Below are 16,220 nucleotides of genomic sequence, written 5' to 3'. Positions count from 1 at the left end.
TCCGGTACCAAATTCGCTTTTGCGCAGATTCCTGCCTCTAGCGGGCCAGCCATCCACCGTCGACGGGCAAGGTAATGCCCTGGACATAGTCCGCGGCTTGGGAAGCCAGGAACACGGCGGCCCCGCCCAGGTCGCCCGGCTGGCCCCAGCGGCCGGCCGGGATGCGGGCCAGGATCGAGGCGTTGCGGTCGGCGTCGTTGCGCAGCGCCTCGGTGTTGTTGGTGTCGAAGTATCCCGGCGCGATGGCGTTGACGTTGATGCCCTTGGACGCCCACTCGTTGGCCAGGATCTTGGTCAGGCCCGCCAGGCCGCTCTTGCTGGCCGTATAAGACGGCACGCGGATGCCGCCCTGGAAGGACAGCAGGCTGGCGATGTTGATGATCTTTCCGATGCTGGCCGTGTCGCCGCCCTGCTTGAGGACCTGCTTGGCGAAGGCCTGGGTCAGGAAGAACACGACCTTCAGGTTGGTGTCCATCACGGCGTCCCAGTCGGCCTCGGAGAAGTCGATGCTGTCGGCGCGGCGGATGATGCCGGCGTTGTTGACCAGGATGTCGACCTTGCCGAAGGCGGCGACGGTCTCGTCGACCACCCGCTGGACCGGCTCGATCGAGCCGAAATCGGCCTTGATCGACAGGAACTTCCGGCCCGTGGCCTCCACGAGGCCTTGCGTCTCGGTCGGGGCGCTGCGGCCGGCGGCGGCGATGTCCGCGCCCGCTTCGGCGAGCGCCACGGCCACGGCCTGGCCGAGACCGGTGTTGGCGCCAGTGACGAGGGCGACCTTGCCTTCGAGGCTGAACGGATTGGCCATGGTGCGTGCTTCCTGATCCTGAATCTTGTCACCCCGGATGGCTTCAAAGGCCGCCCCGGGACCGCCACGAACGCCTGTGGTCGTAGCGGTCCCTGTTCGTTGCTTCGCTATGGCCAGGGTGACAGCCGAAAGGAAGCCGGACGGTCCCCGCCCCTATTTCAGCTGGCAGATGTCCAGCACGTTCATGTCGGTATAGTCGAGGTTCTCCCCGCCCATCGCCCAGATGAAGGTGTAGTTCGAGGTGCCCGAGCCCATGTGGATCGACCACGGCGGGCTCATCACGGCCTCTTCGTTGGCGATCACGATGTGACGCATCTCGTCCGGCTCGCCCATGTAGTGGAAGACCCGATCGTTCTCGCCCAGCCCGAAGTAGAAATAGGCTTCCGAGCGGCGGTCATGCAGGTGGGGCGGCATGGTGTTCCAGACGCTGCCCGGCTTCAGCACGGTCATGCCCAGCAGCAGTTGGGCCGACTTGCAGGTGGTCGGCACGATGTACTGGTAGATGGTGCGCTCGTTGGAGGTCTCCAGCGCGCCCCGCTCCATCGGGATGGCGTTGGCGAATTCGAGCTTCTTGGTCTCGAAGGCGGCGTGGGCCGGCAGGCTGGTGATGTAGAAGCGGGCCGGGTTGGCGGCGTCGAGGCTCTCGAACACCACCTCCTTGGCGCCCATGGTCACATAGATGCCGTCGCGCGGCTCGATGTCGTAGACGACGCCATCGACCGTGACCTTGCCCTTGCCGCCGCCGACATTGATCGCGCCCAGCTCGCGGCGCTCCAGGAACGGATGGCCGGCGGCCGAGGCGGGCTCGGTCTGGTCGGGCAGCTTCACGCCCTTGGACACCGGCGCGGCGCCGCCGATCACGAAGCGTTCAGCGTGGTTGTAGTGCAGCACGATGTCGTCGGCGGCGAACAGGCCGTCCATCAGGTAGCGATCGCGCAGGTCGTCGTTGCTGACCGCGTACATCATGTCCGGGTGGGTGGCGTGGTAGGTTTTGGTGAACATCAGGAGACTCCGGAAAATCTATTCGGCGGCGTGTTTGATCGGCTGGACAGGCCGCGCCCAGCTGGGACGCTGGTCGAGCTTGTAGGCCTTCTTAGGCAGGTTGTACGTCAGGTCGACGATCAGCTCGGCGGCCTCGACCTCGTCCATCCGGTGCTCGGCGACCATGCGGGCCAGGAAGGCGCTGTCGACGCGGCGGGCCACGTCGTGGCGGGCGGGGATCGACAGGAAGGCCCGCGTGTCGTCGTTGAAGCCGACGGTATTGTAGAAGCCGGCGGTCTCCGTGACCTGCTCGCGGAACCGCATCATGCCCTCGGGGCTGTCGTGGAACCACCAGGACGGGCCCAGCTTCAGCACCGGATAGTGGCCGGCCAACGGCGCCAGTTCGCGGCTGTAGACGGTCTCGTCCAGGGTGAACAGGATGATCGACAGGCGCGGATCATTGCCGAACTTGGTCAGCAGCGGCTTGAGCGCCTCGACATATTCGGTGCGCATCGGAATGTCGGCGCCCTTGTCGCGGCCATGCGACGCCAGAAGACCGACATTGTGGTTGCGGTGCGAGCCGGGGTGGATCTGCATGACCAGGCCATCGTCCAGACTCATGCGCGCCATCTCGGTCAGCATCTGGGCGCGGAACAGTTCGGCCTTGGCCGGGGTGACCTCGCCCTTCAGCAGGCTCTGGAACAGGGCTTCGGCGTCGGTTTCGGACAGGTCGGCGGTGGCGGCGGTCGGATGGCCGTGGTCGGACGAGGTGGCGCCGGCCGCGATGAAGGCCTGGCGGCGCACGCGGTGACCTTCCAGATAGCCCTTCCAGGTCGTGACGTCCTGGCCGGAGACCTCGGCGAAGCGCTCGAACGCGCGGCCGAAACGCTCGTCCTCGAAGTCGATCACCGCGTCCGGGCGATAGGCGGTGACCACGTGGCCGCCCCAGCCGCTCTCGCGAATGGCCTTGTGGTGCTCAAGCCTGTCCTGCGGGCCCTCGGTGGTGGCCAGGGTCTCGATGTTGAAGCGGTCGAACAGGGCGCGAGGACGGAAGGCCTCCGTGGCCAGCGCCTCGTTGATGGTGTCGAAGTAGAGGTCCGAGGTCTCGGCGCCCAGGAACACCTTCAGGCCGAACACCTGGCTGAACACGTGGTTGAGCCACAGCCACGATGGCGTGCCGCGGAACAGATGGAAGTTGCTGGCCAGCAGCCGCCAGGCCTCGCGCGGGTCGGTGTCGGGCACGCCGGCCTTGGACCGCACTTTCAGGGCGTCCAGGCTGACGCCCTGGCTGTAGAGCATGCGGAACAGGTAGTGGTCCGGCGCCAGCAGCAGGTCGGTGGCGTCCTCGAACGGGGCGTTGGTCGCGAACCAGGCCGGGTCGGTGTGACCGTGCGGACTGATGATCGGCAGGCCCTTGACCTGGCCGTACAGCGCCCGGGCGATACCGCGCGTGCGTTCGTCGGCCGGAAACAGGCGGTCGTCGGAAAATACCAGGGGCCGGGTCATGGCGCTTCTTACTCCCTACTCCGCCGACGGCTTTGGCAGGCCGTTTTCGACGCGCTTGGTAACCGGTGTCATGGCGCCTGGCAAGCCAAAGCGCCGGCGATCCTAACCCACGGGCGGGGCGCCCGACGACTCCCGGACGACCAGATAGGGGATGGTGTTGTTGGGATCGCGTTTCTCGCGAGCCTCCGCGCCGATCAGCTTCTCGGCGGCGATCCGGCCCACTTCGCGCGTCGGGATGTGGATCGTGGTCAGCGGCGGCCAGACCGCCTGGGCGATCTGGAAGTCGTCGAAGCCGACCACCGTCACGTCGGCGGGCACCTGCAGCCCGGCCCGGCGCGCGGCCTGCAGCACGCCGGCGGCCATTTCGTCGTTGCCGGCGAAGATCGCCGTGGGCCGCGGCGTCTTGGCCAGCAGCTGCTCGCCGCAGGCCAGGCCGGACTCGAAGGTGTAGGCGCCCTGGACCACGTAGTCAGGCTTCAGCTGCAGGCCGGCCTTGTTCAAGGCGTCCTCGAAGCCCCCTCGCCGCTCGTGCGACGACCGGAAACTGGGCAGGCCGCTGATGAAGCCGATCTCGCGATGGCCCAGCTCAACCAGGTAAGCGCCCATCGCCTCGCTGCCCAGGCGGTCGTGGCCGACGATCATGTGCTCGGGCTTGTCCAGCTCGACCGAGGCGATGCGGATATATTCGCAGCCGATCTCGCGCAGCAGCTTGGCGACCCGCTCGTCCTCCGAAACCGAGGGCGGCAGCACCACGCCGAACAGCTTCTGGCGCTCGACGAAGGTGCGGATGTCCTGCAGGAAGGTCGGGCTGGCGCGGTCGCAGGGGTGCACCACCAGCTCGAAGCCCGACCCCCGGATGCCGTCCAGCAAGCCCAGTTGCATGTTCACGACATATTGCGGGTTGGGGTTGTCGTAGATCATGCCGATCAGGAACGAGCGGCGGAAGGCCAGGCCTCGAGCCTGAGGATCGGGGGCGTAGCCCCACTCGGCGATCACCGCCTCGATGCGTTCGCGGGTCTCGTCGCGCACGAAAGGCGACTGGTTGATGACCCGCGAGACGGTCTTCTTCGACACGCCGGCCAGGCGGGCGATGTCGTTGATGGTCGCGCGCTTGCGGCCGCCTTCGAGGCCAGCCTCCAGGCCGGCGTCGATTTCCACGCCATCGGCGTCCGGCGAAGGGGTCTTGGACGAGGTCAAAGCGTTTCCATGCGGCGATCGTTGTCGGGTTTTGTCATACTCTACCGGGATCGGCGTCGCTACAAATGCACCACCGGACGCAATTGCCCTATGGTGACACCGGTTTCCCCGCCTTACAGACGGGGGATGGCAGCACGAAAAGGTTCAATGGCCAAGGCTTTGATAGGCGACACCACCGCCAGTCCCGCCGAATCGATCCACGGCGTCGATCCCCGCGATCACGTGGCGACGGCGTTGCGCGACCTCGTCGCCGGCGAGACGCTGAACCTGCACGGGCAGACGATCGCGGCTCGCGCCGACATCCCCAAGGGCCACAAGATCGCCGTGCGCGCCGTCGGCGAAGGCGAAGACGTGCTCAAATACGGCTGGCCCATCGGTCGCGCCACGGCCGATATCGCGGTCGGCGATCACGTGCACATCCACAACGTCGAAACCCGCCTGTCGGGCGTCGAGGATTTCGCCTACGCCAAAGTCCACCTGGAGCCGCACGCGCCGGCGCCGGCCGGATCCTTCCTGGGCTATCGCCGCAAGAACGGCCGGGTCGGCACGCGCAACGAGATCTGGGTGCTGTGCACCGTCGGCTGCGTGGCCAACACCGCCCGGCGCATCGCCGAGAAGGCCAACGCCCGCTTCGCCGGCCGCGTCGACGGCGTCTTCGCCTTTCCCCACCCCTTCGGCTGCTCGCAGCTGGGCGACGACCTCACCCACACCCGCAAGCTGATCGCGGGCCTGGCCGCCCACCCCAACGCCGGCGGCGTGCTGATCCTGGGCCTGGGCTGCGAGAACAACCAGTTGAAGGCGCTGCTGGACTCGGCCCCGGGCCTGGATCCGGAACGCCTGCGTTCGTTCACGACCCAGATGGTCGAGGACGAACTGGAGGACGGCCTGGACGCCGTGGAAGCCTTGGTCGCCATCGCCGAGCGCGACCGCCGCGAGCCCGCTCCTCTGTCGGACCTGGTGGTGGGCCTGAAATGCGGCGGCTCGGACGGCTTTTCGGGTGTCACCGCCAATCCCCTGGTGGGGCGCATCGCCGACAAGGTCTCCGACGCCGGCGGCACCCCGGTGCTGACCGAGATCCCTGAAGTGTTCGGCGCCGAAGGGGTGCTGCTGGCCCGCGCCGCCTCGCGGGAGGTCTTCGACGAGGCCGTTGAGGTCATTGACGACTTCAAGCGCTACTTCATCGACAACCACCAGCCGATCTATGAGAACCCCTCGCCCGGCAACATCGCCGGCGGCATTACCACGCTCGAGGAAAAGTCGCTGGGCGCGGTGCAGAAGGGCGGTCGCGCGCCGCTGGTCGAGGTGCTGCGCTACGGCGAGCAGGTCGGCCCGCATGGCCTGACCTTGCTGGAGGCGCCGGGCAACGACGCGGTCTCGTCCACCGCCCTGACGGCCGCCGGCGCGACGGTGATCCTGTTCACCACGGGCCGCGGCACCCCGCTTGGCTTCCCCGCCCCCACCCTGAAGATCGCCTCGAACTCGGCTCTCGCCGCCCGCAAGCCGGGCTGGATCGACTTCGACGCCGGAGTGGTGCTGGCCGGCCAGACCATGGACGCGGCGGCCGACTCCCTGATGGATCTGGTGGTGGCCACCGCCTCAGGCCAACCCACCAAGGCCGAACTCAACGGCGAGCGTGAAATCGCCATCTGGAAACAAGGCGTTACCCTTTGACCGACACCCTTTCCCGTCCGCTCCGCCTCAACGCCGTCAGCTATCCGGCCGCCGTCCCCGGCGTCGCCCTGCCCGCCTATGACCGCGACAAAGTCACGGTCGGCGTGGTGCATTTCGGCCCCGGCGCCTTCCACCGCGCCCACCAGGCGTTCTATTTCGACCAACTGCTGGCCCAGGATCCGCGCTGGGGCCTATGCGCCGTGTCGTTGAAGAGCCCGGGCGTCCGTGACGCCCTGCAGCCGCAGGACGGCCTCTACACCTTGGCCCAGTTGGACGCCGAGACCACCTTCCGCGTGGTCGGCTCGATCCTGGAGGTGTTGGTCGCGCCCGAGGATCCGCCGTCGGTCTTCGCCCGCCTGGCTGCTCCGACCACCCGCATGGTCACCCTGACGGTCACCGAGAAGGGCTACTGCCTGACCGGCGACGGCAAGCTGGACCTCGCCCACCCCGACATCGTCCACGACCTGGCCCATCCGCGCGAACCGATCAGCGCGGTCGGCTATATCGTCGAGGGCCTGCGCCGCCGCCACCAGGCCGGCCTGCCGCCCTACGCCGTCGTGGCCTGCGACAACCTCGCCGACAACGGCTGGCGGCTGAAGGCGGCTGTCGTCGCCTTCGCCGAGTCGATCGACCCCGCACTCGCCGCTTGGATCGAGGCCGAAGGCCGCTTCCCCCGCACCATGGTCGACAGCATCACCCCCGCCACCGACGACGCCCTGCGCGCCCGGGTCGAGGCGGCCACGGGCCTGACCGACGCCTGGCCGATCCAGCGCGAGGCCTTCACCCAATGGGTGGTCGAGGACGTGCTGGGACCGGACGCGCCGGACCTGGCCAGCGTCGGCGTCACCCTGACCGACGACGTGCGCGGCTTCGAGCGCGCCAAGCTGCGGCTCCTGAACGGCGTCCACTCGACCATCGCCTATGCCGGCCTGCTGAAAGGCCACGAGACGGTGTTCGAGGCGATCAGCGATCCGGACCTGGCCAAGCTCGCCGAGGACCTGATGGTCCAGGACATCATCCCGACCCTGACCGCGCCGCGCGGCCTGGATCTCCTGGCCTACGCCCAGGCCATCCTCGGCCGGTTCCGCAATCCCGAGATCCGCCACCTGCTGAGCCAGATCGCCTGGGACGGCTCGCAGAAGCTGCCGTTCCGCATCCTCGGCACGGTCGCCGACGCCTTGGAGGCTGGCCGCCCGGTCGATCGCCTGGCCCTGCCCCTGGCCGCCTGGATGCACTTCGTCCGCCGCCGCGCGGCCGAGGGCGTCAAGATCGTCGATCCGCTGGCCGATCGCCTGGTCGAAACCGCCGCCGCCTGCACCGGCGACGCCAGGGCGGACGTCGCCCAGTTCCTGAAGCTGGAGCCGGTGTTCAACCGCGACCTGACCGCCAACGCGACGTTCGTGGCGGCGCTGGAGAAGGCGTACGGCGAGCTGGCCTAGGAGCCCTGACAGGGGCAGGCGCCCGCGCCTGCCCCTGTCAGGGCCTAGCCCTTGTCACCGCGTCACGTCCTTGCCCGTGACCACCGGCAGCACGGTCGCGGCCAGGATCCTGAGGTCGAACCAGAACCCCTGGCGGCGCAGGTATTCGGCGTCCAGCGCCACCTTTTCCGGGATCGACACCTCGTCGCGGCCGTTGATCTGCGCCCAGCCGGTGACGCCGGGCCGCAGCGCCTCGACGCCCGCCGCCGTGCGCAGCGCCACCAAGTCGTCCTGGTTGAACAGCGCCGGCCGGGGCCCGACCAGGCTCATGTCGCCGACCAGGACGCTCCACAGCTGCGGCAGCTCGTCCAGGCTGGTCCGGCGCAGGAAGGCGCCGGGCGGCGTCAGCCAGCGGTCGGGGTTCTCCAGCAGATGGGTGGCGACCTGCGGGGCGTCGATCCGCATGGTGCGGAACTTGGGCATGGCGAACAGCACGTTGTGGCGGCCCACGCGTTGGGACCAGTGCAGGGCCGGTCCCGGCGAAGTCAGGCGCACCACCGCCGCCAGGGTCAGCAGCGGGATCGCCAGCAGCAACAGCGCCGCACCGGACGCCGCCGCATCGAACAGGCGCTTCACGTCAGGCCCATTCTCTTAAGCCAGGTCCCCGAAAGCGGCGTCCAGCAGCAGGTAGGCGCGGCCGGCGTCCGACGACAGCAGGGCCGCCACCAGGAAGCCTTCGCGATCCTGCTCGGAAGCCTCGTCCATCATCCCGGCGTAGCGACGCAGGAAGCGTTCGGCCTCGGCCCGCAGCGGCGCGTCGGAGAACAGGCGACGCACCAGGCGTCGGATCGCGGCCGGGGCCAGTTTCTTGACCACCTCGCGCGCGCCGCTTTCGTCGTGGGTCTGGATCGTGGCGGCGATCTCGTCGATGCGGGCGCGCGGCAGCAGCGCGGTCGGATCGATGCCCATGGCGAGGATCTCGCCGGCCATCTTCTCGCCCAGGGCGGCGTCGCCCGGGGCCGCGCTTTCCAGGCCCGACAGCAGGTTGCGCCACGACAGGCCGCCCCCTTGGGCATGCGGTTCCGGCCTGTCGCCAGGGGGCGGCGCGGGCGCGGCCGTGCGGCCGCCGGCCGCGTCGAACACCGAGCGGAACTCGTCGTCCGTCGCTGTGGGTGTCAGGCGCAGGCGTGGACGCAGACTGGGCTCCTCGGCGCCGGGCTCGTTGGCCGGCTTGGGGGCCAGCGTGGGCGCCGGCGGCGGCACGGGCGGCGGCTGCGGTGGCGCGGCCTGCACTTGGCGGCTCAGCGGCGGCGGCGCGCGGGAGGGCGTCGCGGCGGAGGGGCCGGCGGGCGGGGCGGCGTTCATGCGCACGACCGCCTCGCTGAGCATGTCGTAGTTGCGGCGCACACGCTCCTGGAACGCCTGGTCGATCGCCGCGGTCTCCTCGGCCGTCCGCCGCGCCGCGCTCCGCAGGTCTTCGATGCCCTGCTCGATCTGGGCCCGGGCCTCGTTGGCGCGGGCCAGGGCCTCGGCCGGCAGGTCGGCGGTGCGACGGCCGACATCGGCCAGCATGGCCTCCATCTCGGCGATGGCGCCTCGCGCGGTCTCGACGCTTTCGGACAACTTCTGGGCCGTGCGGGCGCCGGCCTGCTCGACCACCTGGGCCGACTGCTCGATCAAGTCACGAGCCTCGTCCATCCGCGACTCGAACACCGTGTCGGCCTTCTGGCCGGCGGCGAAGGCGATCTCGTTGAGCTGGTCGACGCGGACGCGCGCGGCCTCGACGCGCTGCTCGACGCCTTCATTGGCTCTGCGAGCCGCCTCGGCCATGGCGTTCATGGCCTGGATCAGGGCTCCTTCCAGATCGGCGCGCTGGCCGCCGGCGGCGCTGGCCAAGGCGGCGATGGCGCTGGAGGTCTCGGCCGCCAGGGCCTCGCGTTCGGCGCGGGCCGTCTCGGCGACCTCGCGCAACTGCTGGGCCGCGGCGCCGATCAGGCCGCGCAGCACCTCCGCGCCCATGGCCGCCATGTCGCTCATCTCGGTCGCGCCGGCCCGGGTGTGGCCGATGAACTCGGTCAGTTGGGCGGTGCGGGTCTCGGTCTCGGCGGCGAAGTCCTCCTGGTCGGTGCGCAGCGACTGGCTGGCGGCGACCAGGGCGGCGCGCTGGGCCGCTAGGTTGCGCTCGACCGCGCTCATCTGGTCGCCGACGCCCTGGCCGGCGGTCTCCAGGCGGGCGATCTGGCGCGACAGATCCTCGGCCCCGACCCGCGCGGCGTCGGACGCTTCGGCGGCGGCTGCGGCCAGGTCGGCGGCGCGGGCGGCCAGGGCGGCCTCGGCCTCGCGAAGCTGGGTCTCGGCCAGATCGGACGCCTCGGCGACCATACGCGCCTGGCTGCCGATGGCGTCGACCACGGCCGTGGACTGGGCGTCCAGCGTGGTGGACAGCGCGTGCATGGCCTGGCGCTCGTGACCCAAGCCTTCGGACAGTTGCTGGACCATCCGCGCCGACTCGCTGGTGGTCTGGGCCAGGGCGAGGGTCTCCTCGGCCAGGGCCTCCCGCAGTTCCTGGACCCGTACGCGCGCCGCCTCGGCGGCGACCGTCGCGGCGTCGATCTGTTCCCGGATGCCGCCGACCACGCCCTCGACGCCGGCGGCGGCCAGGGCCGCCGGACTGACCAGGCGGTCGGTCATGATCCGGGTGTGTTTCAGCTCGGCCGAGATCCCCATGGCCTGGCGCAGCATGTAGGCGCCCAGCAGGGTGAAGGCGGCCGGGCCCACAGCCAGGGCGGCGAACACCATCAGAGCGAACTGGTCGACCTTCAGGGCTGGTACGCCGGCGCCATAGCCCAGCGCGAAGGTGATCGGCCCCAGCGTCCAGAGCGCCGCGGCGGCGACCGCCAGGCTCCAGAACAGCGGCGCGGGCATCGGCTTCTTGCCTTCTCGGGCCGTGGACAACGGCGTGACGGGCGGAGGTTCGGGAGGCTTGGAGACCGCCGCCTCGAACCGCCTGGAGGCGGCGGGCGGCTCGGGTTCGACCACCGGGGCCGGTGGCTGAGCCGCCTGGGTCGCCACGGGCGCCGTCAGGAACGAGGGCAGCGGGGCCAGGGGTTCAGCCTCGACAGGCGCGCTGCGTCGACCACGGGCCGGCGCGAAGGGTGCGGGATCCGCCTCGGGCTCGGGCGGCTTGAAATTCGATTTGAGCGGCGACCCCGGCTGGATCACCGCTTCAGGTTCGGGGGTTGCGATATCGGCCTTTGGCGGTTCAACCGGCTCGAACGTCTCGGTGACCGGCTGGGGCGCGGACTTGGAGGCGCCGAAGAAGCCGCGCCTGGCGCTGACGCGAGGGGCTTCGGGAACCGGTTCGGGCAGGGGTTCCGGCGCGGGCTCGGGGCCAAGGTCCAGGGGACCGCGGCCCAGAATCGGCGGGGGCGACGCGTCGGGGACGGCGGCGATATCGAGATCGAGGTCCGGTTCGCTGACCGGCGCATCCGGATCGGGCTGAACTTCCGCCTGCGCCGGACGACCAGCGTCCTCGACCGGCGGCTCCATCGGAATGCCGGTGAAATCAAGCGGTTGGCGCTTCTTAGGCTTCATACGCAGCCATAGTCCCAGGGCGAAACGGCTCGGGGCCGGATGAACATCGCCGCGCGGACGCCCCTCTCGCACGCAACAAATAAACCTAGCGGTGAAAAGCCCGCGCGCATAGCGGCTTCCGCCGGATTTCCCATCCTGGGCAGGGGTTGGCGCGGTGAAAGCCTAGGCGTTGATCTCGGCCGTGCGTAGGCGGGGGCAATGCTCGACGGCCTGGACGGCCTGCTGACGCGGGCTCCGGGCGACGACCCGCTCCGCCTTGGGCGGCGACTTGGCCTGGTGCTCGACGGCCATGCCGAATTGGCAAAGCGCCATCGAGGAAAGCCAGAGCATGATCGCGGCGATGAATTCGGCCAGGGATGACATCGGGAAGCCCATTTTCCGATAGCGGCGTTATGCGCCGCTTCGCCACCCTGCGCGAATGAACTTTTGGTCATGAAACGGCGCCGCTCGCCACGCCAGGCGACACGGGAGGCTCCACCGAAGCTCACAGCGCCTGCAGATTTCCCCGCCTTGCCCGCCGCCTCCGCGAGACCTAGGTCCAGGCTCAGGATCACCGCCCCGTCGACGCGCTTTCGTGCGTCGGCGGAGCTTTCCATTTGCGGATACGCGTTTTGCCCCCTACCCCAGTCGCCTCGCTGTCGCACGACGCCTTTGCGGACCCGTCCATGAACGCTCCCGCCAGCTCCCCCGCCCTGTCGGCTGCGCGTCTGACGCATTTGCAGCGACTGGAGGCGGAGAGCATCCACATTCTTCGGGAGGTGGCGGCCGAGTGCGAGAAGCCGGTGATGCTGTATTCNGCCCTGTCGGCTGCGCGTCTGACGCATTTGCAGCGACTGGAGGCGGAGAGCATCCACATTCTTCGGGAGGTGGCGGCCGAGTGCGAGAAGCCGGTGATGCTGTATTCGATCGGCAAGGACAGCGCGGTGATGCTGCACCTGGCGGCCAAGGCGTTCTATCCGTCCAAGCCGCCGTTCCCGCTGCTGCATGTGGACACCACCTGGAAGTTCCGGGCCATGTACGACCTGCGCGACACCATCGCCGCGCAGCTGGGCTTTGACCTGCTGGTCCACAAGAACCCTGATGCGCAGGCGCGGGGSATCAACCCGTTCGACCACGGCAGCGCCCTGCACACGGATCTGTGGAAGACCGAGGGCCTCAAGCAGGCCCTGGCCAAGYAYGGCTTCGACGCCGCGTTCGGCGGGGCGCGGCGCGACGAGGAGAAGAGCCGGGCCAAGGAGCGGGTGTTCAGCTTCCGCACCGCCGAGCAGCGCTGGGACCCCAAGGACCAGCGRCCCGAGCTGTGGAAGCTGTACAACACCCGCAAGCACCCGGGCGAGAGCCTGCGGGTGTTYCCGATCTCCAACTGGACCGAGCTGGAYGTSTGGCAATACATCCACCTGGAGGCCATCCCGATCGTGCCGCTGTACTTCGCCGCCGAGCGGCCGGTGGTCGAGCGCGACGGSTCGCTGATCATGGTCGACGACGAKCGCTTCCGGCTGCGCCCSGGCGAGGTCCCGCAGATGCGCAGCGTGCGGTTCCGCACCCTGGGCTGCTACCCGCTGACCGGGGCGGTGGAGAGCACCGCGGCCACCCTGCCCGAAGTGATCCAGGAGATGCTGCTGACCACCACCAGCGAGCGCCAGGGCCGGGTCATCGACCATGACCAGTCCGCCTCGATGGAGAAGAAGAAGCAGGAAGGCTATTTCTAGATGACCGCCGCCGCCCCCGTCACGGCCGACAAGGCCACGGTCTACAAGCCCTCCGACCTGATCGCCGACGACATCGACGCCTATCTGGTCGCCCACCAGCACAAGTCGCTGCTGCGCTTCATCACCTGCGGGTCGGTGGACGACGGCAAGTCGACCCTGATCGGCCGGCTGCTCTACGACAGCAAGATGATCTTCGAGGACCAGATGGCCGCCCTCGAAGCCGACAGCCGGCGGGTGGGCACGCAAGGCGGGGCGATCGACTTCGCCCTGCTGGTCGACGGCCTGGCCGCCGAGCGCGAGCAGGGCATCACCATCGACGTGGCCTACCGCTTCTTTTCCACCGACAAGCGCAAGTTCATCGTCGCCGACACCCCCGGCCACGAGCAATATACCCGCAACATGGTCACCGGCGCCTCGACCGCCGACGCCGCGGTGATCCTGATCGACGCGCGCAAGGGCGTGCTGACCCAGACCCGCCGCCACTCCTATCTGGTCAAGCTGCTGGGCATCCGCCACGTGGTGCTGGCGGTCAACAAGATGGACCTGGTCGGCTGGGACCCGGCCCGGTTCGAGGCCATCGTCGCCGACTACCGCGCCTTCGCCGACCAGATCGGCCTGGAGGTGTTCACCCCGATCCCGATCTCGGGCCTGACCGGGGCCAACATGGCCAGCCGCGGCGAGGACTCGCCCTGGTWYSASGGCCCGATCCTGATGGACTGGCTGGAGGGGGTGCAGGTCGAGGACGACCTGCGCAGCCAGTCGTTCCGCATGCCCGTGCAATGGGTCAACCGGCCCAACCTCGACTTCCGCGGCTTTTCCGGCCAGATCGCCGCGGGAACCGTCAAGCCCGGCGACAAGGTCCGGTCCCTGCCGTCCGGCCGCCAGAGCACCGTGGCCCGCATCGTCACCAAGCCCGACGACCTGTCCGAGGCCTATGCCGGCCAGTCGGTGACGATCACCCTGGCCGACGAGATCGACGTCAGCCGCGGCGACATCCTGGTGGCCGCCGACGACCCGGTCGCCGTGTCCGGCCAGTTCGAGGCCACCGTGGTGTGGATGGACGACGAGCCCCTGCCGCCGGGCCGCGCCTACCTGCTGAAGATCGGAACCCGGATGGTCGGAGCCAGCGTCACGGAGATCAAGCACCGGGTGAACGTCAACACCCTGGAGCACCTGGCCGCCAAGAAGCTGGAGCTCAACGAGATCGGCCTGGTCAACCTGTCGCTGGACCAGGCCATCCCGTTCGAGCCCTACGCCCAAAACCGCGACCTGGGCGGGTTCATCCTGATCGACCGGATCAGCAACCGCACCGTCGGGGCGGGGCTGATCAACTTCGCCCTGCGCCGGGCCGACAACATCCACTGGCAGCACACCGACGTGGGCAAGGCCTCGCGGGCGGCCCTGAAGGGCCAGCGCGGCCGGGTGGTRTGGCTGACGGGCCTGTCGGGRGCGGGCAAGTCGACCATCGCCAACCTGGTGGAAAAGCGCCTGCACGCGCTTGGCCGCCACACCTACCTGCTGGACGGCGACAATGTCCGCCACGGCCTCAACCGCAACCTGGGCTTCACCGAGGAGGACCGGGTGGAGAACATCCGCCGGGTCGCCGAGGTCGCCAAGCTGATGGTCGACGCCGGCCTGATCGTSCTGACCGCCTTCATCTCGCCGTTCCGCGCCGAGCGCCGCCTGGCCCGCGAGATCCTCGACGACGGCGAGTTCGTCGAGGTCTTCGTCGACACYCCCCTGGCCATCGCCGAGCAGCGCGACGTCAAGGGCCTCTACAAAAAGGCCCGCGCCGGACAGCTGAAGAACTTCACCGGCATCGACAGCCCCTACGAAGCCCCNCCTGGCCATCGCCGAGCAGCGCGACGTCAAGGGCCTCTACAAAAAGGCCCGCGCCGGACAGCTGAAGAACTTCACCGGCATCGACAGCCCCTACGAAGCCCCAGAGCACCCCGAACTGGTGATCGACACCACCAGGATGGACCCCGTCCAAGCCGCCGAGCGCATCGTCGCCTGGCTCGAAGGCGAGATCGACTACGAAGTCTGAAACGGCCAGGACCGAGGAGATGGACATGCCCGTGCGATCGGTGCTGAACGGACCCGGCCAGTTGGCCATCGAGGCCGACGCCGTGCGGCTGTTTGCGCACCCGGCGGTCCAGGCGGCCGTCGAGGCCAAGCGCGCGGCGTTCGAGGCCCACCCGTTGGCGCAGGCGCCGGCCGGCCGGGCGACCATCCCGCTGAACCTGGAGGAAATGGCCTTCAGCGCGGTGGTGTCGGTGGTGGCCATGGACGTAGGCCGGGCCACGGCGTTCTGGACGCTGAACCTGCCGCACGCGCGCGACGGGACGCGTGTGCCCGGAACTCGGCACGGGGTCGATAATCCCGACAACGTCTACCGGGTCATCGCCGTGGACGATGTCAGCGATTTCCGCATCGACGGCCAGGTCAACGATCGTCCCGGCGCCGATGTCAGCTTCACCCTGTTCGACGCCTATCCGGGGTCTGGTGTCGACAGCCGGTCCCAGGGCGTCCTGATCCTCGACCAACTGGACAGGGACGACGAAGGGCGGTTCAGCTTCACCGTCGGGCCGGACGAGACCGGCGGCCGCGTCAACCACCTGCAGACCCGCCCCGGCGCCGCCCGCCTGATCTTCGTGCGGGACTCGCTGCAGGACTGGGCGGCGGAGACGCCGGTCTCGCTGACGGTCACCCGCACCGCCGGCCCCGGTGCGACGGCGCGCTCCGAGGGCCAACTGGTCGCCGAGGTGGTCGCGGCCATCGACGCGTCCATCGACTACTGGCTTCGCCTGATGCCCCAGTGGTTCGGGACGCCGTTCAACGAGATCGCCAAGGGCCGCGCCAAGAACTTCTCCTACACGCAGCAGGCCACCAGCGAGGCCCGCTTTGAACTGGCTGTCGACGAGGCCTTGGTCGTCACGATCGATCCGTGCGGGGCGCGGTATCTGGGCGTCCAGCTGGCCGATCCCTGGGGCGCCTCGATGGACTATGGCGCCCACACCTCCAGCCTGAACCAACACCAGGCCCACCGCTCGGCCGACGGGACGATCACCTATGTCGTCGCGCTGTCCGATCCCGGGGTCCACAACTGGCTGGATCCCGCCGGGTTGGAGCAGGGGACCATGCTGCATCGCTGGCAGGGGCTGCCGGACGGCGGGTTCGACACCGAGCGCTCGGTGCGCGGGTCGCGCGTCGTGAAGCTGGACGTCCTGGCGAGCGCCCTGCCGACCGACATGCGCTGGGTCACGCCGGCGGAGAGACGGCGACAACTGTCGCAACGGGCCGCCGACCTGGCGCGGCGGCTGGATTGATTCAGGA

The 16,220-nt window shown here is 69.3% G+C and carries 12 protein-coding genes and 2 pseudogenes; 7 read left to right on the top strand and 7 right to left on the bottom strand.

Annotation, left to right across the window (positions count from 1 at the left end; translation table 11 throughout):
- Nucleotides 1-37: 37 nt before the first annotated feature.
- The 4 genes from kduD to ASD47_RS10000 all read right to left on the bottom strand — a co-directional run bounded on the left by kduD (nucleotide 38) and on the right by ASD47_RS10000 (nucleotide 4,492).
- Nucleotides 38-808 carry a 2-dehydro-3-deoxy-D-gluconate 5-dehydrogenase KduD gene (kduD, locus tag ASD47_RS10015; RefSeq protein WP_056755241.1) on the bottom strand — a complete coding sequence of 257 codons (771 nt, stop codon included), beginning with the start codon at nucleotides 806-808 and terminating at the stop codon, nucleotides 38-40.
- Between the two features lie 153 nt (nucleotides 809-961).
- Nucleotides 962-1,810, bottom strand: coding sequence for a 5-dehydro-4-deoxy-D-glucuronate isomerase (gene kduI, locus ASD47_RS10010; RefSeq protein ID WP_056755238.1), 849 nt, complete (start codon nucleotides 1,808-1,810; stop codon nucleotides 962-964).
- Nucleotides 1,811-1,828: 18 nt separating this feature from the next.
- Entirely contained in the window at nucleotides 1,829-3,295 is a 1,467-nt protein-coding gene (gene uxaC / locus ASD47_RS10005; protein WP_056755234.1) for a glucuronate isomerase, read from the bottom strand.
- Between the two features lie 102 nt (nucleotides 3,296-3,397).
- Entirely contained in the window at nucleotides 3,398-4,492 is a 1,095-nt protein-coding gene (locus ASD47_RS10000) for a LacI family DNA-binding transcriptional regulator (protein ID WP_056755230.1), read from the bottom strand.
- Between the two features lie 147 nt (nucleotides 4,493-4,639).
- Here ASD47_RS10000 and ASD47_RS09995 point away from each other — a divergent pair, with 147 nt between their 5' ends.
- Together ASD47_RS09995 and ASD47_RS09990 are read left to right on the top strand one after the other, a co-directional pair.
- A complete protein-coding gene (locus tag ASD47_RS09995; RefSeq protein ID WP_056755228.1) occupies nucleotides 4,640-6,163 on the top strand; it encodes a UxaA family hydrolase in 1,524 nt (507 codons plus the stop codon).
- The gene (locus ASD47_RS09990) at nucleotides 6,160-7,602 is read left to right on the top strand and encodes a mannitol dehydrogenase family protein (protein WP_056755226.1); all 1,443 of its coding nucleotides are present in this window, start codon (nucleotides 6,160-6,162) and stop codon (nucleotides 7,600-7,602) included. Before ASD47_RS09995 ends, ASD47_RS09990 begins: the two co-directional genes overlap by 4 nt.
- A 54-nt stretch (nucleotides 7,603-7,656) precedes the next feature.
- Here ASD47_RS09990 and ASD47_RS09985 read toward each other — a convergent pair whose 3' ends face one another.
- The 3 genes from ASD47_RS09985 to ASD47_RS09975 form a co-directional block, all read right to left on the bottom strand.
- Entirely contained in the window at nucleotides 7,657-8,217 is a 561-nt protein-coding gene (locus ASD47_RS09985) for a sugar transferase (RefSeq protein WP_056755223.1), read from the bottom strand.
- A gap of 15 nt (nucleotides 8,218-8,232) precedes the next feature.
- Complete coding sequence (locus ASD47_RS09980; RefSeq protein ID WP_056755221.1) at nucleotides 8,233-11,175, bottom strand: hypothetical protein; 2,943 nt, start codon at nucleotides 11,173-11,175, stop codon at nucleotides 8,233-8,235.
- A gap of 162 nt (nucleotides 11,176-11,337) precedes the next feature.
- The gene (locus tag ASD47_RS09975) at nucleotides 11,338-11,538 is read right to left on the bottom strand and encodes a hypothetical protein (protein ID WP_156402190.1); all 201 of its coding nucleotides are present in this window, start codon (nucleotides 11,536-11,538) and stop codon (nucleotides 11,338-11,340) included.
- Nucleotides 11,539-11,840: 302 nt separating this feature from the next.
- Between ASD47_RS09975 and ASD47_RS28195 the strand changes: the two are divergent.
- The 5 genes and pseudogenes from ASD47_RS28195 to ASD47_RS09960 all read left to right on the top strand — a co-directional run.
- Nucleotides 11,841-11,971 (top strand): annotated as a pseudogene (locus tag ASD47_RS28195) (sulfate adenylyltransferase small subunit); the annotation flags it as partial.
- A 1-nt stretch (nucleotide 11,972) separates the two neighbouring features.
- Nucleotides 11,973-12,884 (top strand): sulfate adenylyltransferase subunit CysD (gene cysD, locus ASD47_RS09970; protein WP_235525837.1); only part of this gene is annotated, 912 nt, incomplete at its 5' end.
- A pseudogene (cysN, locus tag ASD47_RS09965) lies at nucleotides 12,885-14,725 on the top strand (sulfate adenylyltransferase subunit CysN); the annotation flags it as partial.
- A 1-nt stretch (nucleotide 14,726) separates the two neighbouring features.
- Nucleotides 14,727-14,931, top strand: a 205-nt coding sequence (locus tag ASD47_RS27255; protein ID WP_235525836.1) for an adenylyl-sulfate kinase, incomplete at its 5' end; no start/stop codon positions are given.
- Nucleotides 14,932-14,956: 25 nt separating this feature from the next.
- Nucleotides 14,957-16,213 (top strand): hypothetical protein, encoded by a 1,257-nt coding sequence (locus ASD47_RS09960; protein WP_056755215.1) that lies wholly within the window; start codon nucleotides 14,957-14,959, stop codon nucleotides 16,211-16,213.
- The last annotated feature ends 7 nt before the right edge of the window (nucleotides 16,214-16,220 follow it).

The sequence above is a fragment of the Caulobacter sp. Root1472 genome (assembly GCF_001426985.1).
Lineage (GTDB): Bacteria > Pseudomonadota > Alphaproteobacteria > Caulobacterales > Caulobacteraceae > Caulobacter > Caulobacter rhizosphaerae.
Note: the sequence above shows the minus strand (reverse complement) of the source record. Positions and strands in the feature narration are given on the sequence as shown.

Bases quoted from the DNA above. Each gene is read 5' to 3' on its own strand.
- kduD (WP_056755241.1), bottom strand. From the start codon at position 808: ATGGCCAATCCGTTCAGCCTCGAAGGCAAGGTCGCCCTCGTCACTGGC.
- kduI (WP_056755238.1), bottom strand. From the start codon at position 1,810: ATGTTCACCAAAACCTACCACGCCACCCACCCGGACATGATGTACGCG.
- uxaC (WP_056755234.1), bottom strand. From the start codon at position 3,295: ATGACCCGGCCCCTGGTATTTTCCGACGACCGCCTGTTTCCGGCCGAC.
- ASD47_RS09995 (WP_056755228.1), top strand. From the start codon at position 4,640: ATGGCCAAGGCTTTGATAGGCGACACCACCGCCAGTCCCGCCGAATCG.
- ASD47_RS09980 (WP_056755221.1), bottom strand. From the start codon at position 11,175: ATGAAGCCTAAGAAGCGCCAACCGCTTGATTTCACCGGCATTCCGATG.
- ASD47_RS09975 (WP_156402190.1), bottom strand. From the start codon at position 11,538: ATGTCATCCCTGGCCGAATTCATCGCCGCGATCATGCTCTGGCTTTCC.
- ASD47_RS09960 (WP_056755215.1), top strand. From the start codon at position 14,957: ATGCCCGTGCGATCGGTGCTGAACGGACCCGGCCAGTTGGCCATCGAG.